The sequence below is a fragment of the Gordonia polyisoprenivorans NBRC 16320 = JCM 10675 genome (assembly GCF_000241325.1).
GTDB lineage: Bacteria > Actinomycetota > Actinomycetes > Mycobacteriales > Mycobacteriaceae > Gordonia > Gordonia polyisoprenivorans.
This window is the reverse complement of the sequence record NZ_BAEI01000009.1, coordinates 29,330-53,406: the sequence shown is the minus strand read 5'-3', so window position 1 is coordinate 53,406 and position 24,077 is coordinate 29,330. Positions and strand designations below refer to the sequence as shown.

Genomic DNA, 24,077 nt, shown 5'->3' with positions numbered 1-24,077 from the left:
GGGGAGGACCGAACGATCCGGTGTCCGGATCCCGTGAGAGGTCCCGTCATGACCCGTCTGTCCGAATCCCAGTCGCCCGTGGAATCCCAGTCGTCCGTCGAATCCCAATTACCCGTCCCGCCGGCCTTCGTCGACCGTCACGTGGGCCCCGACAACGCGGAGACCGCGCACATCCTGGCCACCATCGGCGTGTCGGGTCTCGACGAACTCGCCGCGCGCGTGGTGCCCGCGGTGATCGCCGATTCGCCCGACGACAATGGCCTCGACGCCCTTCCTCCGCCGGCCACCGAACACCAGGTGCTTGCCACACTCGCCGAACTCGCCGCCCGCAACACGGTCTGCCGCTCGATGATCGGGCTGGGCTATTACGACACGCTCACCCCGCCGGTGATCCGCCGCAACGTGTTGGAGAACCCGGCCTGGTACACCGCCTACACGCCCTATCAGCCCGAGATCAGCCAGGGGCGCCTCGAGGCACTGCTCAACTTCCAGACCATGGTCTCCGACCTCACCGGCCTCGAGGTCGCGAATGCGTCAATGCTCGACGAGGCGACCGCGGCGGCGGAGGCGATGACGCTCATGCGCCGGGCGGGCAAGTCGAAGTCGGCGCGGCTGGTCGTCGACGCCGATCTCTACCCGCAGACCCGCGCCGTCATCGAGACCCGTGCCGAGCCGTTGGGGATCGAGGTCGTCGAGGCGGCACTGCATCCCGAACTCCCCGGGTACGGTCTGCCCGCCGACGACTACTTCGGCGTCGTGCTGCAGGTGCCGGGTGCCTCCGGCCGCATCATCGACGCCGCGCCGATCATCGAGGCCGCTCATGGGGCCGGCGCACTCGTCGCGGTGGGCGCCGACCTGTTGGCCCTGACCCTCATCACCCCGCCCGGTGAGCTGGGCGCCGACGTCGCCTTCGGCACCACCCAGCGGTTCGGTGTGCCGATGGGCTTCGGCGGCCCACACGCGGGATACCTCGCGGTGCGTACCGCCCACACCCGGCAGATGCCCGGACGACTCGTCGGGGTGTCCAAGGACGCCGATGACAACCTCGCCTACCGGCTGTCGCTGCAGACGCGCGAACAACACATCCGCCGCGAGAAGGCAACCAGCAACATCTGCACCGCACAGGTCCTGCTCGCCATCATCGCGGCGATGTATGCCGGCTATCACGGTCCGGAAGGGTTGCGCGCCATCGCGATTCGGGTGCACGAACGGGCCGCGCGGATCGCCGACGCGCTCACCGCCGCCGGCTTCGCCGTCGAGCACGCAACCTTCTTCGACACCGTCGCGGTCCGGATCCCCGGCGGTGCCGACCGGATCGTCGCCACGGCCCGACAGGCCGGAATCGCGCTGTGGCGCGCAGACGCCGACACCGTGCGCATCGCCTGCGACGAGACCACCACCGACGACGACGTACGCGCCGTGCTCGGTGTCTTCGATTCCGCCGGTGTACGCCCGAGGCAGTTCGCACAACCGATCGCGACACGCACGAGTGACTACCTCACGCACCCGGCATTCCACCGCCACCGCACCGAGACGTCGATGCTGCGATACCTACGAGCCCTGTCCGACAAGGACATCGCGCTCGATCGCAGCATGATTCCGCTCGGCTCGTGCACGATGAAGCTCAACGCCACCGCGGAGATGGAACCCATCACCTGGCCGGGCTTCGCCGGACTGCACCCGTTCGCCCCGGCCGAGGACAGTGCGGGCATCCGCGAGCTGATCGCGACCCTGGAATCGTGGCTGGTGGCCATCACCGGCTACGACCGGGTGAGCCTGCAGCCCAACGCGGGTTCACAGGGAGAGTACGCGGGCCTGCTGGCGATCCGCGGCTACCACCACAGCCGCGGCGACACCGACCGCGACGTGTGTCTGATCCCGTCGAGTGCGCATGGCACCAATGCGGCCTCGGCGGTCATGGCCGGGATGCGGGTGGTCGTGGTGGCCTGCCGTACCAACGGTGACGTCGACGTCGAGGATCTGCGTGCCAAGATCGCCGAACACGGCACGCGCCTGGCCGCGATCATGATCACCTATCCCTCCACCCACGGGGTGTTCGAACACGACATCGCCGACATCTGCGCGGCCGTCCACGACGCCGGCGGTCAGGTGTATGTCGACGGCGCGAACCTGAACGCGCTCGTCGGCGTTGCCCGTCCGGGACGCTTCGGCGGCGACGTGAGTCATCTGAACCTGCACAAGACGTTCTGCATCCCGCACGGCGGCGGCGGACCCGGGGTTGGCCCGGTCGCGGTGCGCAGTCATCTCGCGGCATTCCTGCCTGGCCACCCGCTCGCGCCGGAGCTGCCGGACGGTCCGACGATCGCCGCCGCGCCCTACGGATCGGCGTCGATCCTGCCGATCACCTACGCCTACATCGCGATGATGGGGGCGGCCGGTCTACGTCGGGCGACGCTGACCGCCATCGCCTCGGCGAACTACATCGCGCGTCGGCTCGCCGATCACTACCCGGTGCTCTACACCGGCCACGAGGCCGGTGCCGGGGACACCGGTGAGGTCGGCGGCTGGGTGGCCCACGAGGCGATCCTGGATCTGCGTCCGCTGACCAAGGAGACCGGTGTCACCGTCGACGATGTGGCAAAACGATTGGCCGACTACGGCTTCCACGCGCCGACGATGAGTTTCCCGGTGGCCGGGACGCTGATGGTCGAGCCGACCGAGAGCGAGAACCTCGACGAACTCGATGCGTTCTGCGACGCGATGATCGCAATCCGCGCCGAGATCGACGCCGTGGCCGCGGGCACGTGGCCCGCAGAGGACAATCCGCTACGCGGAGCGCCGCATACCGCCGAGTGCCTCGTCGGCGAGTGGGATCATCCGTACTCCCGGGAGGTGGCCGTGTACCCGCAGGGCCTGCCGTCCGCGGGCGGGCGAGCCAAGGTGTGGCCGGCGGTGCGGCGCATCGACGGGGCCTTCGGCGACCGCAACCTCGTGTGCAGTTGCCCGCCGGTGGCGGCGTTCGCCGAGTGATACCGGTGGCTGAGGACAACCCGGGCGGCCGTCAGCCCGCGTTGGTGCCGTACACGAGCTTGTTGATCGTGACGATGGCCTGATCCTCCGGATTGGGCATCGGATCGTCGGTCATCGGGAAGGCGACCGTCGCGGTCTTCGGCGGTAGCGGGGCGTCGCCGCGGAAGCCGAGGCCGGTCAGCGCCCGCAGGTGTTCGGGTTTCTCGGCGTAGCCGAGGAATTCGGAGATCGCGGCTGCGGCGAACTGCGGTACCTGATCACCCTTGAGGTGGAGGACGGGGAAGTCGGCGATCGGGGTCGGCCCGTCGGGGATCACCTCGGCGAGCCGGGCCTTGGCGTCGTCCTTGGTCAGCTGATACAGCCGCTGTTCGGTGATCGGCACGGCATGAATGGGTGCACTCGCCGGGTCCGTGGCCGTGGCAATCGCAGTCGCCGCTCCCGCCGGCGAGCCATCGGGGGACCGCGGAGCGGTCCGGGTGAGTGCGTCGATGCTCGAGGACACCCGCGTCGAGGCGGCGTCGGCAGCGGTCAGGGTGCCGACACTGTGGGTCACCCGCATCGCCACCGCCTGCGCGGCGAGGACACTCGGATCCGATTGGCCCTCACGCGGCATCGACATGCGCAACGACCCCCAGCCGCGCAGCCCGAGGTCGTCGAGACTGTCGTCGCGACTCTGCAGCGTCGGGAGCTGTCCCCAGTCGAGTTGGCCGGTGAGCTTGGCCCCGAGTTCCGGAGCGGTCGCGAGCACCACCGGCGAGGTGACCAGCGAATCGGGATCGCCGTCCACGAGATCGGGTTTGGCGGTCGTGAGCTGGGCGGCCCACACCGACGACTGTGGTACCCACGCGGCTGGATACGGACCCATCGATGCGGTGTCCCAGCTGCCGGTCAGACCGTCGAGAGTGATCTTGGCGTCGCGTGCGGCGACCGCGATGCGGACACAGTGGTCGCGTACCACCGGGTTGGTCGCCGAATAGGCCTGCGCGATGGCCTCGAGTCCCGGCGCGATGTCGGGGTCGGCGAGGACGGTTACCGTGGCCGGGCCGTCGACGCATTGTGCGGCCGCGGCGTCGGCCTCGCGGTCGACGTGATCACCGATGCGGAACCACACCACCACACACGCGGCGATCAGGATCGCCGACAGCAGAACCATGACCAGGCCGCGGCTCACCCCGCGATGCCGCAACCTGTTCTTGTCATCGTCGACGCGATGGTGTGCCACCCGTTGGTCCTCCGTTGTCCGACCGGCCCGGGCACACCCTATGGCATATCAGGGCCGGTCGGAACCTCACGCAGCGCCGAATCAGCCCTGAGCAGCCGCTTTGTACTCGCGGCGGCGGCGATGCAGGATCGGCTCGGTGTAGCCACTGGGCTGGGTGGTGCCCTCCAGGATCAGCTCCTTGGCGGCCTGCCAGGCGATGTTGCTGTCGAAGTCCGGGGCCATCGGCCGGTAATCCGGGTCGCCCTCGTTCTGTCGGTCGACCACCGGGGCCATCCGCTTGAGCGCGTCGACCACGTCGTCGGCGGTCACGATGCCGTGCCGAATCCAGTTGGCGAGGAGCTGACTCGAGATGCGCAGCGTCGCACGGTCTTCCATCAGTGCGATGTCGTGGATGTCGGGGACCTTGGAGCAGCCGACACCGTGGTCGATCCAACGCACCACGTAGCCGAGGATGGACTGGCAGTTGTTGTCGAGCTCCTCGCGCTTCTCCTCGTCGGACCAATCGGTCCTCGGGGCGAGCGGGATGGTGAGGATGTCATCGACCGAGGCCGGATCCCGCTTGGCGATCTCATCCTGGCGCTCGAAGACGTCGACGAGGTGGTAGTGCATGGCGTGCAGCGTCGCCGCCGTCGGTGAGGGCACCCACGCGGTCGTCGCGCCGGCCTTGGGCTGGCCGATCTTCTGCTCGACCATGTCGGCCATCAGATCGGTCATCGCCCACATGCCCTTGCCGATCTGCGCCTTGTGCTGCAGGCCGGCGGCCAAACCGGTGTCGACGTTGAAGTCCTCGTAGGCGAGAATCCACTTCTGCTTCTTCATCTCGCCCTTGCGGATCATGGCGCCGGCCTCCATCGAGGTGTGGATCTCGTCGCCGGTGCGGTCGAGGAAGCCGGTGTTGATGAACACCACCCGCTTCTCGGCGGCCTTGATCGCGGCCTTGAGGTTCACCGTGGTGCGGCGCTCCTCGTCCATGATGCCGACCTTGAGGGTGTTCTCCGGCAGGCCGAGGACCTGCTCGACGCGACCGAACAACTCGACGGTGAAGGCGACCTCGTCGGGCCCGTGCATCTTCGGCTTGACGATGTAGATGGACCCGGTCCGGGAGTTCTGCACACCCGATTGGGTGGACAGTCCGTGGATGGCGGCCAGCGAGGTGACCAGGGCGTCGAGGATGCCCTCGGGGACCTCGTTGCCGTCGGCGTCGAGGATCGCGGGGTTGGTCATCAGGTGACCGACGTTGCGGACGAACAGCAGCGAGCGGCCGTGCAGGTCGAAGCCGGTCCCGTCGGGTCCGGTGTACTCGCGGTTGGGATTGAGGCGGCGGGTGAAGCTCTTGCCGCCCTTGGTCACCTCTTCGGCCAGGTCGCCCTTGTTCAGGCCGAGCCAGTTGCGGTAGCCGAGCACCTTGTCGTCGGCGTCGACCGCGGCGACGGAGTCCTCGAAGTCCATGATCGTGGTGATCGCCGACTCCATGACCACGTCCTTGATGCCCGCCGGGTCGGTGGAGCCGATGGGGGAGTTCGGGTCGATCTCGATGTCGAGGTAGAGGCCGTTGTGGCGCAACAGGATCGACGACGGCGAGGAGGCCTGTCCGCGATAACCGGCGAACGCCGACGGGTCGGCGAGGGTGGCCGTCGATCCGTCGGCCAGTGTCACCGACAGCGCGCCGTTGTCGACGGTGAACGCGGTCACGTCGGTGTAGCTACATTGTTCGAGCGGAACTGCCTTGTCCAGGAAGTCCTTTGCGTACGCGATGACCTTGTCGCCGCGAACCTTGTTGTAGGACTTGCCCTTCTCCGCGCCGTCGGTCTCCGGGATGACGTCGGTGCCGTAGAGGGCGTCGTACAGCGAACCCCAGCGGGCGTTGGAGGCATTGAGCGCGAAGCGGGCGTTGAGGACCGGCACCACCAGCTGTGGGCCTGCGGTCTCGCTGATCTCGCGATCGACGCCGGTGGTGCTGATCTGGAAGTCGTCGGGCACCGGCACGAGGTAGCCGATCTCGGTGAGGAAATCCTTGTACTCACCGAAGGTGGTGGCGTCGGAGAAGTCGGCGCCCTGATGGTCGCGGTGCCAGGTGTCGATCTTGGCCTGCAGATCGTCGCGGACGGCGAGCAGCGCCTTGTTCTTCGGTGCGAGGTCGGCGACGATCTCGGCGGCTCCGGACCAGAAGGTGTCGGCGTCCACACCGGTGCCCGGCAACGCCTCATCGTTGACGAAGTCGTAGAGGACTCGAGAGACCTGCAAGCCGTTGACGGTGATCCGGTCAGACATGTGCGCCTTCCTTCGTGTGGTCCCCACAGCACTCACCCCCACGGCACCGAGGTGCTCAGACGGGGTGTGAAAGTCGTGGTTCTGCGGTGTGCGGCCACCTATGTTACTCGCCGGGAAACATCGCCGGCGGGCCCGGTCGGCTCTGCGCAGGGCGGTTCGTCGACGCCGGGCAGCGCGTCGATCGCCGCGACGATCCGCGTCCGGACCGCGGCGGCGCGGCGGGTGAGTGCGGTCTGCTCGCGGACGTAGAGCGCGCGTCCGGCCGCGGTCTCCACCGCGATCGGCTCGTACCCGAGCGACCGCAGATCGTAGGGACTCGCGCGCATGTCGATCTCCCGGGCGTCGCGGGCGAGCTCGAAGGCGTCCAGCGTCAGCGCCGAATCGAGCAGCGGGGCCAGGGTGAAGCAGGTGCGATAGAGGTCCATCGACACGTGCAGACAGCCGGGTTGGTCGGTGGCGAGCCGGTCATCGGGGCCCAGGGGCCGTTCGTTGCGGGGGCGGGCGGGGTCGGTGAAGAACCGGAACGCGTCGAAGTGGGTGCAGCGCAACGGCATGGCCTCGACCACCGCATCGGTGCCCGCGGCGCCGAGCCGCAGGGGCGCAGCGTGCCGGGTGTCGGTGGTGCGGTACACCATTGCCCACTCGTGCAGCCCGAAGCACCCGAGGCGCGCAGGCCTGGCAGCGGTCCGGGTGAGCAGGTCCCGTGCGGACCGCACGGCATCGAGGCGACGGCGCAGGTAGGCCGGATCGACGGTGATGCCCGCGGTCGTGTGGTGATAGCCGCGCAGCGTGCCGACCTCCCGAGCCCAGGCCTGATCGTGGGCGGTGTCGTCGATGCGCAGGACGACCCCGTACCCGGGATGCCACCGCCGCACATGGGAGGGACGCGACGAATAATAGGTGAACAGGAAGTCGAGCACCGGATGACGGCCACCGCGCCGACGCTCACGCAGGTACGGACCGATCAGCTCCTCGACACGTCGCGCGTGGGCATCGCGCTGCGCGTGCCACTGTGCGGGAGCGAGGGTCTCGCCGATCACGTCAGATCCGATGGGTCTCGTCGCGGACCGTCCCGACGAACTCCTCGACGAGGTCGGCCAGGGCGACGATCCCGACCGTCCGGCCGGTGTCGTCGACGACCGCACCCAGATGCGAGCTGGTCCGCCGCAGGACGCCGGTGGCCTCGTCGAGCGGGGTGTCGGCGGCGATCACCGGCAGCGGACGGACCTTGTCGACACCGATGACGGTGTCGGGGCCGATTCGTTCGTCGAGAATGTCGTCGAGGATGTCCTTCAGGTGCAGATAGCCGGTGTAGGTGCCGTCCGGGCCACGGACCGGGAATCGGGAGAACCCGGTGGCGCTGACCGCACGCTCCACCGCGCCGAGGGTGGGGCCGCTGCCGCCGGTCTGCGGGTCGCGCTCGACGTCTACGCTGCGCATCCGGTCCAGCGGGATCATCACCTCGGCCACGGTCCGGCTCACCGACCGCAGCGCGCGATCGAGTCGGTCGTGCTCCTCGGCGTCGATGAGTCCCTCCTCGCGGGACTCGCCGAGCATCTGGGCGAGCTCGACCGGTGACACCGACGAATCCAGCTCGTCCTTGGGTTCCACCCGCATCGCACGCAACGTGATGTTCGCCAGCCAGTTGTAGACGCTGATGAACGGCCGCGCGATCTTGATGAACGCCAGATGCACGGGTACCAGCAGCATCGCCGAGGTCTCCGGTCCGGCCAGCGCGATGTTCTTGGGCACCATCTCGCCGAGCAGGATGTGCAACACCACCACCAGTGCGAGGGCGATCGCAAAGGCGATCGGATGCACCACCTGCTCGGGAATGTGCACCAGGTCCAGGGGTCCCTCGATGAGATGCGCCACCGCAGGTTCGGCGACACGTCCGAGCAGGATCGAGCAGACCGTGATGCCCAGCTGCGCTCCGGCCAGCATCAAGGACAGGTGCTCGCCCGCCCGGATCACGGTGCGGGCCCGGGCCTTGCCGTCCTCGGCGAGCGCCTCGAGTCGGTCGCGTCGCGCGGAGATGAGCGAGAATTCCGCGCCGACGAAGAAGGCGTTGCCGGCCAGCAACACCACCGCCAGCACCACGGCGCTGATGTCGTTCATCGCTCACCCGCCGCGTCGGAGTTCCAATGGAAACGAGCCGCCAACGAGTCCGGGGCCGGATCGTCGGAGATCGGCTGCAGCGACACGACGTCGACCCGCCTGCCGTCCATCTCGGTCACCGTCGCACGCCATCGTTGGTCGCTGAGCTCACCGTCGGCGTCGTCGGACTCGTCGTCGTCATCTGGGTCGGGATCGATCACCGGAGTCCGCAGTGGCAGCTCGACCGAGTCGCCGGCCTGCGGGATGCGTCCGAGGACGAACATGACCAGACCGCCGAGGGTGTCGTAGGAGCCGTCCGGCGCCCGATATCCGGTGGCCTCGTACAGCTCGTCGACCCGCAGCAGACCCGCGCAGAGATAACCCTCCCCGTCAGCCTGGACGTCGGGGTGTTCGTCGTCGTGCTCGTCGGTGACGTCGCCGAGGATCTCCTCGATGAGGTCCTCGGTCGTCACGATGCCCGCGGTCCCGCCGTACTCGTCGATGACCACGCACATCTCCATGCCGTCGGCGCGGATGCGCTCCATGAGCGCGTCGCCGTCCAGCGTCACCGGTACCCGGCCGACGGGACGGGCCAGGGCGGCGACCGTGGTCGTCGACTGCTCGTCGGGGGCGACGGTGAAGGCCTGTTTGATGTGCACGACGCCGATGAGATCGTCGAGGTCGCCGTCGTCGACGACGGGAAACCGGGAATGTCCGGTGGCCGAGCAGGCGATGACGAGGTCACGCACGCTGGCATCACGGTCGAGGCATTCCACCGTGACGCGCGGGGTCATCAGATCCTCGGCGGTGAGTTCGCCGAATCGCAGTGAACGGTTCACCAGGGTCGCGGTGTCCTCGTCGATGGAGCCCTGCCGCGCCGAGTTGCGCACCAGCGACGCCAACTCCTGCGGCGAACGCCCGGAGCGGAGCTCTTCGGCCGGCTCGATACCGAGGCGGCGGACCACCCAGTTGGCCGAGCCGTTGAGGCCGTTGATGACGTAGCGGAACATCGCCGAGAAGATGGTCATCGGTCCGGCCGTTGCGCGGGCCACCGACAACGGGTGGGCGATGGCGAGATTCTTCGGCACCAGCTCGCCGAGCACCATCGACAACGACGTCGCGATGAGCAACGACAGTGCCAGGGAGATGCCCCCGGCCGCGCCGGAGCCGAGTCCCAGCGCCTTGAGTCCGGGTGTGATCAGTTGCGCCAGAACGGGTTCGGCGATGTAACCGGTGACCAGTGTGGTGATGGTGATGCCGAGTTGGGCTCCGGAGAGCTGGAACGACAGTGTGCGGTGGGCGCGCTGCACCATCCGTGCGCGGCGATCACCACGGTTGGTGACGTCGGAGTCGATGACCGAGCGCTCGAGTGCGGTGAGCGAGAATTCCGCGGCGACGAACAGGGCCGTGCCCAGGGTGAGCGCGACGAAGCCGACCAGGCCGGCGACGTAGAGGACGATCTGCACCAGGCGCTCACCACCCGCCCGGCAACGGGCGTCCCTCGGCGAATCCGGCCGCCGACTGGACGCCGAGGATCACCCGGTCGTGCAGCTCGGTGAGGGTCCTTGCGCCGGTGTAGGTGGCGGTACTGCGCACCCCGGAACAGATGTGGTCGAGGAGGTCCTCGACGCTGGGCCGGTCGGGGTCGACGGGAATGCGCGACGAGGAGATGCCCTCCTCGAAGAGGCTCTTGCGGGCCCGGTCGTAGGCGTTGTCGTCGGCGGAGCGGGCCGCCACCGCACGCTTGGAGGCCATGCCGAAACTGACCTTGTACGCGCCGCGTGCATCCTGATGCAGATCGCCCGGCGATTCGTAGGTTCCGGCGAACCACGAGCCGATCATCACATTGGACGCCCCGGCGGCCACCGCGAGTGCGACGTCGCGCGGATGCCGCACCCCGCCGTCGGCCCAGACGTGCCCGCCGTGCTCTCGGGCGGCGGCCGCGCAGTCGGCGACCGCGGAGAACTGCGGACGCCCCACGCCGGTCATCATCCGCGTCGTGCACATCGCACCCGGCCCCACACCCACCTTGACGATGTCGGCGCCCGCGGTGATCAGATCGATGGTGCCCTGCGCGGACACCACGTTGCCGGCCACGATCGGTACCCCGAGGCCGACCGCCGCGACCGCCGACACCGCGGTGATCATGCGTTCCTGATGGCCGTGGGCGGTGTCGATGACCAAGAGGTCGGCGCCTGCCTCGACCAGATCGGACGCCTTCGCTGCGACATCGCCGTTGATCCCGACCGCGGCCGCGATCCGCAACCGGCCGTCGGAATCGACGTTGGGGTGATACACACCGTGACGCAGCGCCCCGACGCGGGTGAGCACACCGGCGAGCGTGCCGTCGGAATGAGTCAGCACCGCGAGTTCCTGCCGGAGATCGGTGAGCGCGTCGAACACCTCTCGGGGCGGCGTGTGTACCGGCAGGGTGACGATCACCGGCGCCGCGACGTCGGAGACCCGGGTGAAGCGATCGACGTCGGTGCACGCGGACTCGGTCACCAGTCCCACCGGCACGTCGTTCTCGACGACCACCGCGGCCCCGTGCGCTCGCTTGTGCAGCAGGGCCAGCGCGTCGGACACCGAATCCCCGCGGGTCAGCGTCACCGGGGTGTCGGCCACCAGGTCGCGTGATTTCACGAAGGCAATCGACCGTGCGGCCGCCGCCAGCGGTAGATCCTGGGGCAACACCGCGAGCCCACCGCGACGCGCCAATGTCTCGGCCATCCGCTTGCCCGAGACAGCGGTCATGTTGGCCGCCACCACCGGGATGGTCGTTCCCGACCCGTCGTGGGTGCCCAGGTCCACGTCGAACCGCGAGGTCACATCCGAGCGGTTCGGTACGACGAACACGTCGTCGTAGGTCAGGTCATGGGTGAGGTGGTGTCCGGACAGGAATTGCATCGCTGCGCTCGACGTCCCTTTCTGTGCTCGGGGTGTGGTGGGTCGGTCGGGCTACTGCTCGACTTCGCTGCGGTCGCCGCCCCACAGTGTGTGGAAGGTGCCGGGCTTGTCGGTGCGCTGGTAGGTGTGCGCGCCGAAGTAGTCGCGCAGGCCCTGGGTCAGCGCGGCGGGTAGGCGTTCGCTGCGCAGCGCGTCGTAGTAGGACAGTGACGAGGCGAAGGCCGGGACCGGGACCCCGACGGTCGCCGCGGTGGCCACCACGCGGCGCCAGGCGTCGACACCGGATTCGACGGCCTCGCGGAAGTACGGGGCGAGCAGCAGGCTCGGCAGGTCCGGGTTCTCGGCGTAGGCCTCGCGGATGCGGTTGAGGAACTGGGCGCGGATGATGCATCCGCCGCGCCAGATGGTGGCCAGTGCGCCCGGATCGACGTTCCAGCCGTATTCCTTGCTGCCCGCCGCGATCTGGTCGAAGCCCTGGGCGTAGGCGACCACCTTGGAGGCGTAGAGCGCGGCGCGGATGTCGTCGATGAACGCCGCGGTGTCGGTGGGGGCGGCGCCGGGGGTGCCGCCGGCGAGTCCTTGTGCGGCGGCACGCTGATCGGTGGCGCTGGAGAGGGCGCGGGCGAACACGGCTTCGGCGATGCCGGTGGTCGGGATTCCGAGATCGAGTGCCGATTTGACCGTCCAGCGACCGGTGCCCTTCTGCCCGGCGGCGTCGACGATGACGTCGACGAGTGGCGTGCCGGTGGCGGCGTCGACCTGGGCGAGTACCTGCGCGGTGATCTCGACCAGATAGCTCTCGAGGTCGCCGGAGTTCCAGCCGTCGAAGACCTCGGCGATGTCGGCGACGGGCATGCCCAGGACGCGGCGCATCAGGTCGTAGGCCTCGCCGATGAGTTGCATGTCGGCGTACTCGATGCCGTTGTGCACCATCTTGACGAAGTGTCCGCTGCCGTCGGGGCCGATGTGGGTACAGCACGGTTCGCCGTCGACGTGGGCGGAGATCGACTCCAGCAGCGGGCCCAGTGACTTGTAGGACTCGGCCGGGCCTCCGGGCATGATCGACGGTCCGTTGAGCGCGCCCTCCTCGCCGCCGGAGATCCCGGCGCCGACGAAGTGCAGTCCGCGTTCGGCCATCGCCTTCTCGCGGCGGATGGTGTCGGTATAGAGCGAGTTGCCGCCGTCGATGATGATGTCGCCGGTCTCCATGGCGTCGGCGAGTTCGTTGATGACCGCGTCGGTGGCGTCGCCGGCCTTGACCATGATCAGCACGCGTCGAGGCTTCTCGAGTGCATCGATGAACTCGGCGATGCTCTCGGTGCGGATGAATGCACCCTCGCTGCCGTGGTCGCGGATCAGCGCGTCGGTCTTGGCGATGCTGCGGTTGTGCAGGGCGACGGTGTACCCGTGGCGGGCGAAGTTGCGGGCGATGTTCGAGCCCATCACGGCCAGGCCGGTGACGCCGATCTGGGCCTTGGTGGCAGGAGAAGACGAGGCGGAGTTGGTCATGTCCCCAGCCTATGGGTTATCGGGTCCGGTGCGCGTTGTCGGGTGACCCGTGCCGGCCGATGCCGATGTCGTCGGTCAGTGATGGGCCGTGAGGAGCCGACTGATCTCGGTCAGCCAGGGGATGGCCACCGCGAGGGTGGGTACCACGAGGATCGCCACGGCGGTGGCATAGGCGGCCAGCGCGAGCAGGGGGGTGGGCCGGTCGTGACAGAGACGGTTGACCCGGGCGAGGGTGGTGGGGCCGCCGACGGCCATCGCTCCGCGCGGGGCGACCGCGTCGGCGCAGGCGACGAGCGCACGACCAAGGGTGGTCGGCGCGGTGGCGCGGACGGCCTGGTCGTCGGCGAGGGCCTCGACGAGCAGCTTCACCGCGTCGAGGGCCGAACTGCTGCGGACGAACCGTGGGAATGCCTCGTGGAGTGCGATGAACGCCTCGAGCACCAGATCGTGCCGTGCGCGCAGGTGGGCGCGTTCGTGCGCGATGACCGCGATCAGTTCGTCGCGGGTCAGTCGGGACACCACACCTTCGGAGAGCACGACACGTTGACGCAGGCCGGGCAGGCAATACGCGAGCGGTTCGCTCACGTCGAGCATGCGGATGTCACGTGCGAACAGCGGATGGGTGTGATCCGAGCGATCGCAGGCGTCGAGGATGTCGATCAGTTGGCGGTGGTTGGCCCGGCGGGCGCGGGTGCGCACCCCGACGCGGATCACGGTGAACAACAACCGCGCGCCGATCAGCAGGGTGAGGGCGAAGACCGAGATGTAGATCGACCACAGCGGGATGCCGAGACGTTCGATCTCGTGCAGCGGGTGGGTGGTCGGGGTGCCGTCGGCACCGGGGGCGAGGAGATTCGCCGCGATCGCGAGTCCGCAACTGAACGCCGAGAGCACCGCGGCCAGGGCTATCGCCTGCCACAGCGTCATCGCCGCGCGTGGCGCGCGAATCGGCCACGCGGCGCGGGACAGGGCCTCCGGAACGGGACCGACCAACAGCAACGTCAGGATGCCGAAGAGAAGGGCGGTCATCGTTGGCTGTCCTCGCGGTTGGGCTGTGCGGGCTGTGTCAGGTGAATCTAGCCGGTTTCGTGCGGCGCACGGGCGGCTTCGAGCTCATCGAGCGCGTGGCGCAGGGCGGCGGCCTCGTCGGCTCCGACCCGACCGACGAACGAGACCAGCGCCGCGTGGCGGGAACCAGGGGCGTCGGCTTCGCTCAGGGCGTCGACCATCAGCGAGGCAACCAGGTCTTCGCGCGGATGTGTCGGCACGTACTTGTGGGCGCGGTCCTCACGGATCTGGGTGACCAGATTCTTCTTGGCCAGGCGCTGTAGGACCGTCATCACCGTCGTGTAGGCCAGTGACCTGTTCTCCGAGAGTGATTCGTGGACCTGTCGGACCGTCTGTGGGGTGGGAGTGGCCCACAGCGTGTCCATGACTGCCCGCTCGAGGTCTCCCAATCCGTTCATCTTTCGCATTTTACTGCCGATTCTCCTCGATGCCGCATCCGACTCGTAGAGCGCGACCGTGTCGGTGGCGCTGTGTGTGGTTATGGCGTGTGACCTGGATCTTCACCCGGTGTCGCCCACCATGCTTGACAGCTTGGTAAGGCTAGCCTACATTAAGTAACCGTTGGACCGCGCGAGAGTCCTGAGGGCTGCAGAGACCCCCGGTCCACGCCACGGTAGGCCCCACATCTCCAACGAGATGTGGGGCCTACCGGTTCCTCGGGGGCGTTTTCGACTCACCCCGATTCCATCCGACATGACACTCTTGTCGTCATGACGAGCAACGAGGAGTACGTGAAGTCGACCGGGTGGCGCGGGCTCGACAGCGAGTTGGGCACGGTCATCGAGTCGGTGACGATCGACGGGCTGATCGCCACTCTCGAACTCGGCCCCAAGCACCATCAGCCGTTCGGGATCGTGCACGGCGGCGTCTACTGCGCCGTGGCCGAGAGTGCGGCCAGCATGAGCGGCTTCTACTGGTTGCAGGAGACCGGTATCGGTGGCACCGCGGTCGGCGTGAACAACAACACCGACTTCCTCCGCTCGATCAGTACGGGCACGATCACCGCACGTACCAGTCCCATTCACCGCGGGCGGCGACAGCAGCTGTGGGCGGTGGAGATCTTCGACGACCAGGACCGGATGGTCAGTCGCAGCCAGGTGCGGCTGCAGAACATCGAGGTTCCCGAAGGCACGTTGCCACGATGACCGACGGCACGGCCGGAGAGCGCGGCATCACCGACGAGGCCCGTGCGCGGATCGAGGAGTTGCTGGCACCGGTGGACGCCGATCTCGGTCGGTGGTTTCCCGGGGATCGTGCGGAACCCCAACCGGTGCACACCGTGTACGTCAGCGCCGCCGACGTCGACGTCGACACCCCGCGCCGGTGGGGAGCGGCCGCGCTCGAGCTGGAGTCGAGCGCGTCGGCGGTGGCCGAGCTCGCCGGTGATGAGGTGCGCGAGATCGTGCGGACCCGATTGGCGACCAATCCGATAGAGGATCTGCGCATCGACCTCGAGGACGGCTACGGCTGGCGCGGTGACGAGCGCGAGGACGCCGACGCCCGTCGCGCCGGGCAGACCCTGGCCCGCTGGGTCGCCGATCGTCCGCACGCCCCGCGGTCGGCGGGTGTGCGGGCCAAGGGCCTCGGTGCGCACGAACGGGCCCGCGGCATCCGCACTCTCGAACTCGTTCTCGATGGGGCGGGGGGAGTGCCCCCGGGTTTCGTCGTCACCGTGCCCAAACTGCGCGACGTCCGGCAGGTCGACGCGATCACGGTCCTCTGCGAGGAGTTCGAGCGCGCGCACGGACTCACCGAGGCCGCCGTGCGGGTGGAGCTGCAGATCGAGATCCCGCAGGCCGTGCTCGGCCCCGACGGGCGCGCCACCCTGGCGCGGGCCATCCATCGCGGTGGCCGGCGCATCTGGGGACTTCACTACGGCACCTACGACTACAGCGCGGCGTGCGGGATCGTCTCGGCGCAGCAGTCACTCGAGCATCCCGTCGCCGACCATGCCAAGGCCGTCATGCAGGTGGCCGCCGCGCAGACCGGGGTGTGGATCAGCGATGGGTCCACCCAGGTGATGCCCACCGGGGAGCCCGAACAGATCGACGCGGCAGTGCGTCGCCATCACCGGCTGGTCACGCGGTCGTTGGAACGCGGTTTCTATCAGGGCTGGGACATGCACCCGGGGCATCTCGTGACCCGCTGGCTGGGGGTTGTCGGCTTCTATCGGTCGGCGATGCCGGCCGCCGCGAGCCGATTGCAGGCCTATTTCGAGCGGCGCTCCGGCGATGTGGTCGACGAGCCGGCGACCGCGATGTCGCTGGCACTGGTGATCCGCCGCGGCCTGGCCGCTGCGGCCTTCACCGTCGACGAGGTGACCCGGACGGCGCCGTTGTGCACACCCGCGCGGCTCGACGAATTGTCGGCCGGCGGCGGTGCCCTGACGTCCGGCTGACGCCGCGGTGCGCTCGCCGCGCCGAGCGCACCGAGAAGTGGCAGGATGACGGAGCCGGAGTGCACCGCAGGTGCCCCGGAGGTGAATTCGGACCCGAGGGTGTCGAATTCAGCAGGTACCGACACGGGGAAGGACGGAATCGGTGCGACTGTCGCCGCATGAGCAGGAACGTCTGCTCATCTCCTACGCCGCCGAGCTGGCCCGCCGCAGGCAGGGTCGCGGACTCAAGCTCAACCATCCGGAGGCGGTCGCCGTCATCACCGATCACGTCCTCGAAGGCGCGCGAGATGGCCGTACCGTCGCCGAACTCATGGCCAGTGGCCGCGAGGTTCTCACCCGCGGCGACGTGATGGACGGGATACCGGAGATGCTGCACGACGTGCAGGTCGAGGCGACTTTCCCGGACGGCACCAAGTTGGTCACCGTGCATCACCCGATCGGCTGAGGTAGGGGAGTTATCCAGTGGCGCAGCAGAAATCGACGATCGTGCCCGGTGAGGTGATCACCGCCGACGGCGACATCGAACTCAACGCGGGAGCCTCGGCGATCACCCTGACCGTCACCAACACCGGTGATCGCCCGGTCCAGGTCGGCAGTCATGTCCACTTCCCGCAGGCCAATCCGGCGCTCGACGTCGATCGCGATCAGGCGCGGGGGCGACGCCTCGACATCCCCGCCGGTACCGCGGTGCGCTTCGAACCGGGGATCGAGATGACGGTGACACTGGTCCCGCTCGGCGGAACCCGTGAGGTGCACGGGATCTCGCTGGATGCGCCCGGGAAGGTGGACTGAGATGGCGATCCTCGGACGTGACCGCTACGCGCAACTGTTCGGCCCCACCACCGGTGATCGGATTCGTCTCGCCGACACCGATCTGCTCATCGAGGTCACCGAGGACCGTTGCGGCGGACCGGGTCTGGCCGGCGACGAAGCGGTGTTCGGTGGCGGCAAGGTCATCCGGGAATCGATGGGGCAGAGTCGCGCCACCCGCGCCGATGGCGCGCCCGACACCGTCATCACCGGCGTGGTCGTGCTCGACCACTGGGGAATCATCAAGGCCGACATCGGAATCCGCGACGGCCGCATCGTAGCCCTGGGTAAGGCCGGAAATCCCGACACGATGGACGGGGTGCATCCCGACCTGGTGATCGGGGCGTCGACGGAGATCATCGCGGGCAACGGCAAGATCCTGACGGCCGGCGGTATCGACTGCCATGTCCACTTCATCTGCCCGCAGATCATGGACGAGGCGCTCGGCAACGGCATCACCACGCTGATCGGCGGCGGCACCGGACCCGCGGAGGGCTCCAAGGCCACCACCGTCACGCCCGGCGCGTGGCATCTGGCGTCGATGCTCGCCGCCACCGATCACTGGCCCATGAACATCGCCCTGCTGGGCAAGGGCAACACCGTCAGCGCCGAGGCCATGCGCGAGCAGATCCGGGCCGGCGCATCGGGATTCAAGCTCCACGAGGACTGGGGGAGTACACCGGCCGCGATCGACGCCTGCCTGCGCGTGGCCGACGAGACCGGGGTGCAGGTGGCGCTGCACTCCGACACGCTCAACGAGGCCGGCTTCGTCGAATCGACCCTGGGTGCCATCGCCGGACGCAGCATCCACGCCTATCACACCGAGGGTGCAGGCGGCGGGCACGCACCCGACATCATCACCGTTGCCGCGGCGGCCAACGTGCTGCCGAGTTCGACGAATCCGACCCGCCCGCACACCGTCAACACCCTCGACGAACACCTCGACATGCTGATGGTCTGCCATCACCTCAATCCCACCGTGCCCGAGGATCTCGCGTTCGCCGAGAGCCGCATCCGGCCGTCGACCATCGCTGCCGAGGATCTGCTGCACGACCTGGGTGCGATCTCGATGATCGGGTCGGACGCGCAGGCGATGGGTCGTATCGGCGAGGTGGTGTTGCGGACGTGGCAGACCGCGCACGTGATGAAGCGCAAACGTGGGGCGCTCGAGGGTGACAGCCGCGCCGACAACAACCGCGCACAGCGCTACATCGCCAAGTACACGATCTGTCCGGCGGTCGCCCACGGTTTCGACGACGAAATCGGTTCGGTCGAGATCGGCAAGCTCGCCGACCTCGTGCTGTGGGATCCGGCGTTCTTCGGTGTGAAGCCGGACCTGGTGATCAAGGGTGGCGCGATCGCCTGGGCGCAGATGGGAGATGCCAACGCCTCCATCCCGACCCCGCAGCCGGTCCTGCCCCGACCCATGTTCGGTGCCGAAGCACCGACCGCCGCCGACACCTCGCTGAGCTTCGTCGCGCCGGGCTGCGACGAGGATCTGGCCGATCGCATCGGCATCCGTCGCCGGCTGGTACCGGTGAAGAACACCCGCGCCCTCGGCAAGGCCGACATGCCGCGCAATGCCGCGACGCCGACCATCGAGGTCGACCCCGACACCTTCACCGTGCGCATCGACGGGGCGGTGTGGGATGCCGAGCCGGTGCCCGAACTGCCGATGGCACAACGGTATTTCCTGTTCTGAGCCGCCGTGACCGATCCCGCTGCGCCCGCCACGTCGTCGTTGGCGATGATGCTGACCCTGGCCGATTCGCGCCTGCCGGTGGGCGGCCACGTCCACTCCGGTGGTGTCGAGCAGGCGATCACCGACGGCTTCGTGCGCGGCGTCGCCGACCTCGCCGCCTTCCTGCACCGACGACTCACCACCAGCGGCCTGGTCGCGGCGTCGATCGCCGCCGCGGTGGCCGAGGGCACCCTCGACGTTCGGGCCGCCCAGATCGAAACCGATGCCCGCACCCCGTCGGCCGCCGCGCGCAAAGCGTCTCTCGCTCAGGGCCGCGGCATGGTCCGACTGGCCCGCCGCATGTTCCCGGCGACTGATTTCTCGGCGCACCTGCCGAGCACTCATCTGCCGGTCATCAGCGGCTCGGTCGGCGCGGCGTCGGGCCTGTCGGGCATGCAGACCGCGCTCGTGTGCGTCTACACGACGGTGAGCGGCACGGCGACGGCCGGGCAGCGGCTCCTGGCCCTCGACCCGGCCGATGTCGCGGTGATGATCGCCGACCTCGGTGCCGAGTGCGAAGCGGTGGCCGCGCAGGCCGCGACCGGACTCGCGGATCTGTCCGATCCGATTCTCGACGTCCTCGCCGAGCGTCACGAGACCCGGCCCATGCCCCTGTTCATGAGTTGACCCGCTCGGCCCACGAGCCGAGCCGACCGCAGACCAAGCCCGATCACGATCCGACCCCCGAGAGGAATCCATGCCCCCGCACCTGATCGACGGCGAACCCCACGATCACGGCCACGACCGGCCACGCCGCCATCGCGAGCCCGGAGAAGCGCTGCGCGTCGGCATCGGCGGGCCCGTCGGCTCCGGCAAGACCGCACTCGTCGCGGCCCTGTGCCGCCAACTGCGCGACGAACTGTCGGTCGCCGTGCTGACCAACGACATCTACACCACCGAGGACGCCGACTTCCTGCGCCGCAACGCCGTCCTGCCCGACGAACGGATCACCGCCGTGCAGACCGGTGGCTGCCCGCACACCGCGATCCGCGACGACATCACCGCCAACCTCGACGCGATCGACGACCTGATCGCGGCCAATCCGCCGCTGGATCTGATCCTCGTCGAGTCCGGCGGTGACAACCTCACCGCCACCTTCTCCACCGGACTGATCGACGTGCAGATCTTCGTCATCGACGTCGCCGGCGGCGACAAGGTTCCCCGCAAGGGCGGCCCCGGGGTGACCTGGTCGGACCTGCTCGTCATCAACAAGACCGACCTCGCGCCGCAGGTCGGTGCCGATCTGGAGGTGATGCGTCGCGACGCCGCCAAGGTCCGGGAGGGCCGCCCGACCGCGATGATCTCACTCACCGACGACCCCGCCGCCACCGATGTGCTGGCCTGGGTGCGTGGTCATCTCGCAGCCGACGCGCCGGTGGGTGGCGGGGCGGCCGGACGGTAGATGCGCACCGAGGTCGAGATCGTCGTCGAGGCCGGTCGCTCGCCGCGTGTGCGTGCCACCGGCGGGCTGGCCGTTCGCCGGACCGGGACGTCGCGTGCACACCTGATCGGGACTGCGGCGACCCCGCTGGGCGGCGACCACATCGAGGTTCTCGTGCATCTCGCGGAGGCGACGTCGCTCGACCTCGGTTCGGTGGCCGCGATGATCGCCCTGCCCGCCGCGGATCGGGCGGAGTCGACCTCGCGATGGCGTATCGAGGTCGGCGCGGGCGCCCGTCTGCGGCTCGACCCGCAGCCCACCGTGGTGGCCGGCGGAGCCCACCACGATTCGGTGATCGAGGTGCACGCCGACGCCGACGCGACGATCGATCTGCACGAGCACATCCAGATCGGCCGGTCGGCCGTCGATCACCCCGGCGACGACGCCGGACGATGGCGCGGACGACTCCACGTCGACGTCGACCGGCGTCCCATCCTGCGTCACGGACTCGAGTTGGGGGCCGGATCGGCTTGTGCTACAGCGGGTTTCAACGCACTGACCAGCGTGTTCCGGTACCCTGACGCGAGCCCCGCCCACGTCGACGCAGACCATTTCGCGGCGCGGCTCGCCCTCGTCGCCGATGCATCGCTCACCACCGCACTGGGTCGGGGGGTCGCTCAGGCACGAGCCCACTGCGACGCCCTCGATGTGGCAGCTCTCGCGCAGATCTAGGGCTCAGCCCAGCCCCTAGCTGGCCTCGGCCGCGGAGGCCTTGTCGGCCTCGGTCGTGGTGGCGTCGGCGTCGCTGGTGGGCTTGTTCGCGGATTCGGTCGCCGCCGCGGTGTCGTCGGCACCGGCCGCCTCGGCCTCCACCTCGGGCACCGACTTGTTCTCCAGTGCCGATAGCGCGCCGATGGCCGTGCGCGCGTACACCTGCTGTTCGGTCACCGCGAGCTGCGAGCGGCCGCGCGTGCTGAACGCGAAGAACCAGTTGATCAGCGTGTTCAGCCGGTTGCGGAAACCGACGAGGTACACCAGGTGCAGCGCGAGCCAGCCGAGCCAGGCGAAGTATCCCTCGGTCTCGAACTTCTTCTTGGTACCCGGGATCGGCACCTGCATCACCGCGCTGAAACGCGAGATGGTGGCCATCGACCCCTTGTCGTAGTAGCTGAACGGCTTGCGCTGATCCGGCGTCTGACCCTTCTGCTCGGCCTTGATCGCATCGGCGGCGTAGCGGCCGCCCTGGATCGCGCCCTGCGCCACGCCCGGCACGCCGTCGACGGCCATCATGTCGCCGACGACGAAGACCTCTGGGTGATCGGGGATGGTCAGATCGGGCAGCACCTTCACGCGCCCCGCCCGGTCGAGTTCGACACCCGACTGCTCGGCGAGTTGCTTGCCGAGCGGGCTGGCCTGCACGCCCGCCGACCACACCTTGCACTGCGATTCGATCCGTCGGGTGCTGCCGTCCTTCTCCTTGACCACGAGGCCGTCGTAGTCGAGGTCGACGACCATCGCACCGAGTTGGATCTCCACACCCATCTTCTCCAGGCGCGCGGCGGCCTTGCGACCGAGCTTCTCGCCGAACGGTGGCAACACCGCGGGAGCCGCGTCGAGCAGGATCACCCGGGCTTCGGTGGGGTCGATGTTGCGGAAGGCTCCCTTGAGGGTCTTGTCGCTCATCTCCGCGATCTGACCGGCCAGCTCGACCCCGGTGGGGCCGGCGCCGACGACCACGAAGGTCAACAGCTTGGCGCGCTCGGCAGGGTCGTCGGACAGCTCGGCCTGCTCGAACGCGCCGAGGATGCGCCCGCGCAACTCGAGGGCGTGGTCGATGGTCTTCATACCCGGCGCGTACTCGGCGAAATGGTCATTGCCGAAGTACGACTGGTCGGCGCCCGCGGCGATGATGAGCTTGTCGTAGGGCGTCACCGTGATGCGCTCGAGCAACCGGGAGGTCACCGTCTTGGCGGTCAGGTCGATCTGGAACACATCGCCCATCAGCACGGTGACGTTGCGTTGCTTGCGCAGTACCACGCGGGTGGCCGGGGCGATCTCGCCCTCGGCGACGATGCCGGTGGCCACCTGGTAGAGCATCGGCTGGAACAGGTGGTGGGTGGTCTTGCCGATGAGCGTGACGTCCACATCGGCCTTCGCGAGCCGTTGGGCGGCGAAGAGACCACCGAAGCCGGAGCCGATGATGACGACGTGAGGGCGTGCCGAAGTCGGGGTGGGGCTGCTCATCGGAAGAACGTCTCCTCATCGATCGTGGTCGACATACCCGCTGGTGGGCATGCATGCTCGATTGTGTCGGGCCGTGGATACGGTCTGGGTGCGGACGCGGTCACGCCGCACGCCTCTTCACGGTAGTCCTCGCCGCCCGATCGGTCGCGGTGAGGCATCCATGTCAGGACATTATGGTCCTCGTCGCGGTGAACGCCGAATCAGGCGGTCAGATCGGTCGAGGCGCCCCAACCCTCGTGACGTCGTTGCCAGTCCTCACGGAGCAGGTCGTATTCGACCTCGCCGAATCCGCCCGGCGCGTTCTCGTCGCCGACGTGAATGCCGCAGATCCGCATGCCCAGCTTCTCCATGACACGACGCGACGCCGCGTGCGTGGAGGTGGCGCTGGCGAACACCCGCTGCGCGTCGAGGTCGGTGAACGCGAGGTCGGTGACGATCCGCGCGGCCTCGGTGGCCAAGCCCCGGCCCCAGTACTCGCGCCGCAACCGATAGGTCAGTTCCAGCTCCGGGCGGCTGGAGTGCCGCGGCGCCCGTAACGACACCCAGCCGAGGAACACCCCGTAACGCCGATCGATCACCGTCCACAGGCCGCCGCGGCCGGTGCGTAATTCGGTCTGCGCGCGGGGCACGACCCACTCCTCGACGAGACTGCGGGGTGTGGCGATGCCGCCGCTGACAAAGTGCATCACGTGCGGATCGCTGTCGAGGCGCACGAGATCGTCGACGTCGCAGCGTTCGACCGGCCGCAACAACATCCGCGACGTCTGCACGATCACCCGGCCCCCAATGCCCCTCATGTCCGCATGCGCCGGGATACTCCTGCAACGTCCGGCTCGGCCCACTCGGGAGATGAGTGTACGGACTACGCCGGACACATGCCGCCATTTGTGGGCGTGTCCCGGCGCGGGTCGCCGCGCGTGACCGTCGGTGCGTGGCGCTAGGCTCCCCCTCGTGGACCCCGACACCCAGCCGACGACACCGACACCCGACGCCGAGGTGCCGCCGCCGCACGCGCCCGCGGAGGTCGAGCTCCAATTGCGTTGGGGCGACATGGATATCAACGCCCACATCAACAACGTACAATTTGCGCGGCTGTTCGAGGAAGGCCGGGTGCGCGCGTTTTCCCGATGGTTCCCGGGTGGGGCCGAACGACTTCCGATCCTGGTGGTGCGTCAGGACGTGGAGTTCCGGGCAACGCTGGACTACACCCTCGATCCCGTCGTCATGCGGTTGGCGATCACGCGCCTGGGCACGAGTTCCTACACGATCGGCGCCACGCTGTCGGCCGCCGACGGCACCCTGTGTGCCCTCGCCCGTACCACCATGGTCGTCATCGACCCGGCGACCGGTCGGCCGACTCCGATCCCGCCGTCGGCCCGGCAGATCCTCGAGTCCCACCGGGCGCAACTCCCGGAGCTGCGGCCGAGGGACTGACCGG

The 24,077-nt window shown here is 68.7% G+C and carries 21 protein-coding genes; 10 read left to right on the top strand and 11 right to left on the bottom strand.

Going from position 1 to position 24,077, the window contains the following annotated elements; all coding sequences use genetic code 11:
• Nucleotides 1-48: 48 nt before the first annotated feature.
• Nucleotides 49-2,991: an aminomethyl-transferring glycine dehydrogenase gene (gene gcvP, locus GOPIP_RS03035; RefSeq protein WP_006368072.1), complete on the top strand. Its 2,943-nt coding sequence runs from the start codon at nucleotides 49-51 to the stop codon at nucleotides 2,989-2,991.
• A 31-nt stretch (nucleotides 2,992-3,022) separates the two neighbouring features.
• Here the strand turns inward: gcvP and GOPIP_RS03030 are convergent, their stop codons facing one another.
• The 9 genes from GOPIP_RS03030 to GOPIP_RS02990 all read right to left on the bottom strand — a co-directional run bounded on the left by GOPIP_RS03030 (nucleotide 3,023) and on the right by GOPIP_RS02990 (nucleotide 14,472).
• Nucleotides 3,023-4,213: a hypothetical protein gene (locus GOPIP_RS03030; RefSeq protein ID WP_006368071.1), complete on the bottom strand. Its 1,191-nt coding sequence runs from the start codon at nucleotides 4,211-4,213 to the stop codon at nucleotides 3,023-3,025.
• An 81-nt stretch (nucleotides 4,214-4,294) separates the two neighbouring features.
• Nucleotides 4,295-6,484 carry a malate synthase G gene (locus tag GOPIP_RS03025; protein ID WP_006368070.1) on the bottom strand — a complete coding sequence of 730 codons (2,190 nt, stop codon included), beginning with the start codon at nucleotides 6,482-6,484 and terminating at the stop codon, nucleotides 4,295-4,297.
• Between the two features lie 98 nt (nucleotides 6,485-6,582).
• Nucleotides 6,583-7,524: a hypothetical protein gene (locus GOPIP_RS03020; RefSeq protein ID WP_006368069.1), complete on the bottom strand. Its 942-nt coding sequence runs from the start codon at nucleotides 7,522-7,524 to the stop codon at nucleotides 6,583-6,585.
• A 1-nt stretch (nucleotide 7,525) separates the two neighbouring features.
• Entirely contained in the window at nucleotides 7,526-8,602 is a 1,077-nt protein-coding gene (locus GOPIP_RS03015; RefSeq protein WP_006368068.1) for a hemolysin family protein, read from the bottom strand.
• Nucleotides 8,599-10,047, bottom strand: coding sequence for a hemolysin family protein (locus tag GOPIP_RS03010; RefSeq protein WP_006368067.1), 1,449 nt, complete (start codon nucleotides 10,045-10,047; stop codon nucleotides 8,599-8,601). The genes GOPIP_RS03015 and GOPIP_RS03010 overlap by 4 nt, the downstream gene beginning before the upstream one ends.
• A gap of 7 nt (nucleotides 10,048-10,054) precedes the next feature.
• On the bottom strand, nucleotides 10,055-11,488 hold the full coding sequence (guaB1, locus tag GOPIP_RS03005; protein WP_006368066.1) for a GMP reductase: 1,434 nt from the start codon (nucleotides 11,486-11,488) through the stop codon (nucleotides 10,055-10,057).
• Nucleotides 11,489-11,539: 51 nt separating this feature from the next.
• Nucleotides 11,540-12,997: an NADP-dependent phosphogluconate dehydrogenase gene (gene gnd / locus GOPIP_RS03000; RefSeq protein ID WP_006368065.1), complete on the bottom strand. Its 1,458-nt coding sequence runs from the start codon at nucleotides 12,995-12,997 to the stop codon at nucleotides 11,540-11,542.
• Nucleotides 12,998-13,072: 75 nt separating this feature from the next.
• A complete protein-coding gene (locus tag GOPIP_RS02995) occupies nucleotides 13,073-14,026 on the bottom strand; it encodes a M56 family metallopeptidase (protein WP_006368064.1) in 954 nt (317 codons plus the stop codon).
• Nucleotides 14,027-14,073: 47 nt separating this feature from the next.
• Nucleotides 14,074-14,472 (bottom strand): BlaI/MecI/CopY family transcriptional regulator, encoded by a 399-nt coding sequence (locus GOPIP_RS02990; protein WP_006368063.1) that lies wholly within the window; start codon nucleotides 14,470-14,472, stop codon nucleotides 14,074-14,076.
• 303 nt (nucleotides 14,473-14,775) lie between these two features.
• Here GOPIP_RS02990 and GOPIP_RS02985 point away from each other — a divergent pair, with 303 nt between their 5' ends.
• From GOPIP_RS02985 to GOPIP_RS02950, 8 genes are all read left to right on the top strand, one after another.
• The gene (locus GOPIP_RS02985) at nucleotides 14,776-15,210 is read left to right on the top strand and encodes a PaaI family thioesterase (protein ID WP_006368062.1); all 435 of its coding nucleotides are present in this window, start codon (nucleotides 14,776-14,778) and stop codon (nucleotides 15,208-15,210) included.
• The gene (locus GOPIP_RS02980) at nucleotides 15,207-16,463 is read left to right on the top strand and encodes a DUF6986 family protein (RefSeq protein ID WP_006368061.1); all 1,257 of its coding nucleotides are present in this window, start codon (nucleotides 15,207-15,209) and stop codon (nucleotides 16,461-16,463) included. Before GOPIP_RS02985 ends, GOPIP_RS02980 begins: the two co-directional genes overlap by 4 nt.
• Before the next feature lie 142 nt (nucleotides 16,464-16,605).
• Nucleotides 16,606-16,908: an urease subunit gamma gene (locus GOPIP_RS02975; protein WP_006368060.1), complete on the top strand. Its 303-nt coding sequence runs from the start codon at nucleotides 16,606-16,608 to the stop codon at nucleotides 16,906-16,908.
• Nucleotides 16,909-16,925: 17 nt separating this feature from the next.
• Nucleotides 16,926-17,255, top strand: coding sequence for an urease subunit beta (locus GOPIP_RS02970; protein WP_006368059.1), 330 nt, complete (start codon nucleotides 16,926-16,928; stop codon nucleotides 17,253-17,255).
• Nucleotide 17,256: 1 nt separating this feature from the next.
• Nucleotides 17,257-18,975, top strand: coding sequence for an urease subunit alpha (locus GOPIP_RS02965; protein WP_006368058.1), 1,719 nt, complete (start codon nucleotides 17,257-17,259; stop codon nucleotides 18,973-18,975).
• Nucleotides 18,976-19,020: 45 nt separating this feature from the next.
• Complete coding sequence (locus GOPIP_RS02960; protein ID WP_170320168.1) at nucleotides 19,021-19,641, top strand: urease accessory protein UreF; 621 nt, start codon at nucleotides 19,021-19,023, stop codon at nucleotides 19,639-19,641.
• 70 nt (nucleotides 19,642-19,711) lie between these two features.
• Complete coding sequence (gene ureG / locus GOPIP_RS02955; RefSeq protein WP_006368056.1) at nucleotides 19,712-20,416, top strand: urease accessory protein UreG; 705 nt, start codon at nucleotides 19,712-19,714, stop codon at nucleotides 20,414-20,416.
• Nucleotides 20,417-21,127: an urease accessory protein UreD gene (locus GOPIP_RS02950; RefSeq protein ID WP_006368055.1), complete on the top strand. Its 711-nt coding sequence runs from the start codon at nucleotides 20,417-20,419 to the stop codon at nucleotides 21,125-21,127.
• 15 nt (nucleotides 21,128-21,142) lie between these two features.
• Here GOPIP_RS02950 and GOPIP_RS02945 read toward each other — a convergent pair whose 3' ends face one another.
• Both GOPIP_RS02945 and GOPIP_RS02940 read right to left on the bottom strand, forming a co-directional pair.
• On the bottom strand, nucleotides 21,143-22,639 hold the full coding sequence (locus tag GOPIP_RS02945; protein ID WP_006368054.1) for an NAD(P)/FAD-dependent oxidoreductase: 1,497 nt from the start codon (nucleotides 22,637-22,639) through the stop codon (nucleotides 21,143-21,145).
• A 200-nt stretch (nucleotides 22,640-22,839) separates the two neighbouring features.
• On the bottom strand, nucleotides 22,840-23,415 hold the full coding sequence (locus GOPIP_RS02940; RefSeq protein ID WP_014362198.1) for a GNAT family N-acetyltransferase: 576 nt from the start codon (nucleotides 23,413-23,415) through the stop codon (nucleotides 22,840-22,842).
• Nucleotides 23,416-23,590: 175 nt separating this feature from the next.
• Between GOPIP_RS02940 and GOPIP_RS02935 the strand changes: the two genes are divergently transcribed.
• Entirely contained in the window at nucleotides 23,591-24,073 is a 483-nt protein-coding gene (locus GOPIP_RS02935) for an acyl-CoA thioesterase (protein WP_014362199.1), read from the top strand.
• Nucleotides 24,074-24,077 lie beyond the last annotated feature (4 nt).

What these genes read in the sequence shown, in the direction of transcription:
- gcvP (WP_006368072.1), top strand. Translation starts at nt 49, where the DNA reads ATGACCCGTCTGTCCGAATCCCAGTCGCCCGTGGAATCCCAGTCGTCC.
- GOPIP_RS03025 (WP_006368070.1), bottom strand. Translation starts at nt 6,484, where the DNA reads ATGTCTGACCGGATCACCGTCAACGGCTTGCAGGTCTCTCGAGTCCTC.
- GOPIP_RS03015 (WP_006368068.1), bottom strand. Translation starts at nt 8,602, where the DNA reads ATGAACGACATCAGCGCCGTGGTGCTGGCGGTGGTGTTGCTGGCCGGC.
- guaB1 (WP_006368066.1), bottom strand. Translation starts at nt 11,488, where the DNA reads ATGCAATTCCTGTCCGGACACCACCTCACCCATGACCTGACCTACGAC.
- gnd (WP_006368065.1), bottom strand. Translation starts at nt 12,997, where the DNA reads ATGACCAACTCCGCCTCGTCTTCTCCTGCCACCAAGGCCCAGATCGGC.
- GOPIP_RS02995 (WP_006368064.1), bottom strand. Translation starts at nt 14,026, where the DNA reads ATGACCGCCCTTCTCTTCGGCATCCTGACGTTGCTGTTGGTCGGTCCC.
- GOPIP_RS02990 (WP_006368063.1), bottom strand. Translation starts at nt 14,472, where the DNA reads ATGCGAAAGATGAACGGATTGGGAGACCTCGAGCGGGCAGTCATGGAC.
- GOPIP_RS02985 (WP_006368062.1), top strand. Translation starts at nt 14,776, where the DNA reads ATGACGAGCAACGAGGAGTACGTGAAGTCGACCGGGTGGCGCGGGCTC.
- GOPIP_RS02980 (WP_006368061.1), top strand. Translation starts at nt 15,207, where the DNA reads ATGACCGACGGCACGGCCGGAGAGCGCGGCATCACCGACGAGGCCCGT.
- GOPIP_RS02965 (WP_006368058.1), top strand. Translation starts at nt 17,257, where the DNA reads ATGGCGATCCTCGGACGTGACCGCTACGCGCAACTGTTCGGCCCCACC.
- GOPIP_RS02960 (WP_170320168.1), top strand. Translation starts at nt 19,021, where the DNA reads ATGATGCTGACCCTGGCCGATTCGCGCCTGCCGGTGGGCGGCCACGTC.
- ureG (WP_006368056.1), top strand. Translation starts at nt 19,712, where the DNA reads ATGCCCCCGCACCTGATCGACGGCGAACCCCACGATCACGGCCACGAC.
- GOPIP_RS02950 (WP_006368055.1), top strand. Translation starts at nt 20,417, where the DNA reads ATGCGCACCGAGGTCGAGATCGTCGTCGAGGCCGGTCGCTCGCCGCGT.
- GOPIP_RS02945 (WP_006368054.1), bottom strand. Translation starts at nt 22,639, where the DNA reads ATGAGCAGCCCCACCCCGACTTCGGCACGCCCTCACGTCGTCATCATC.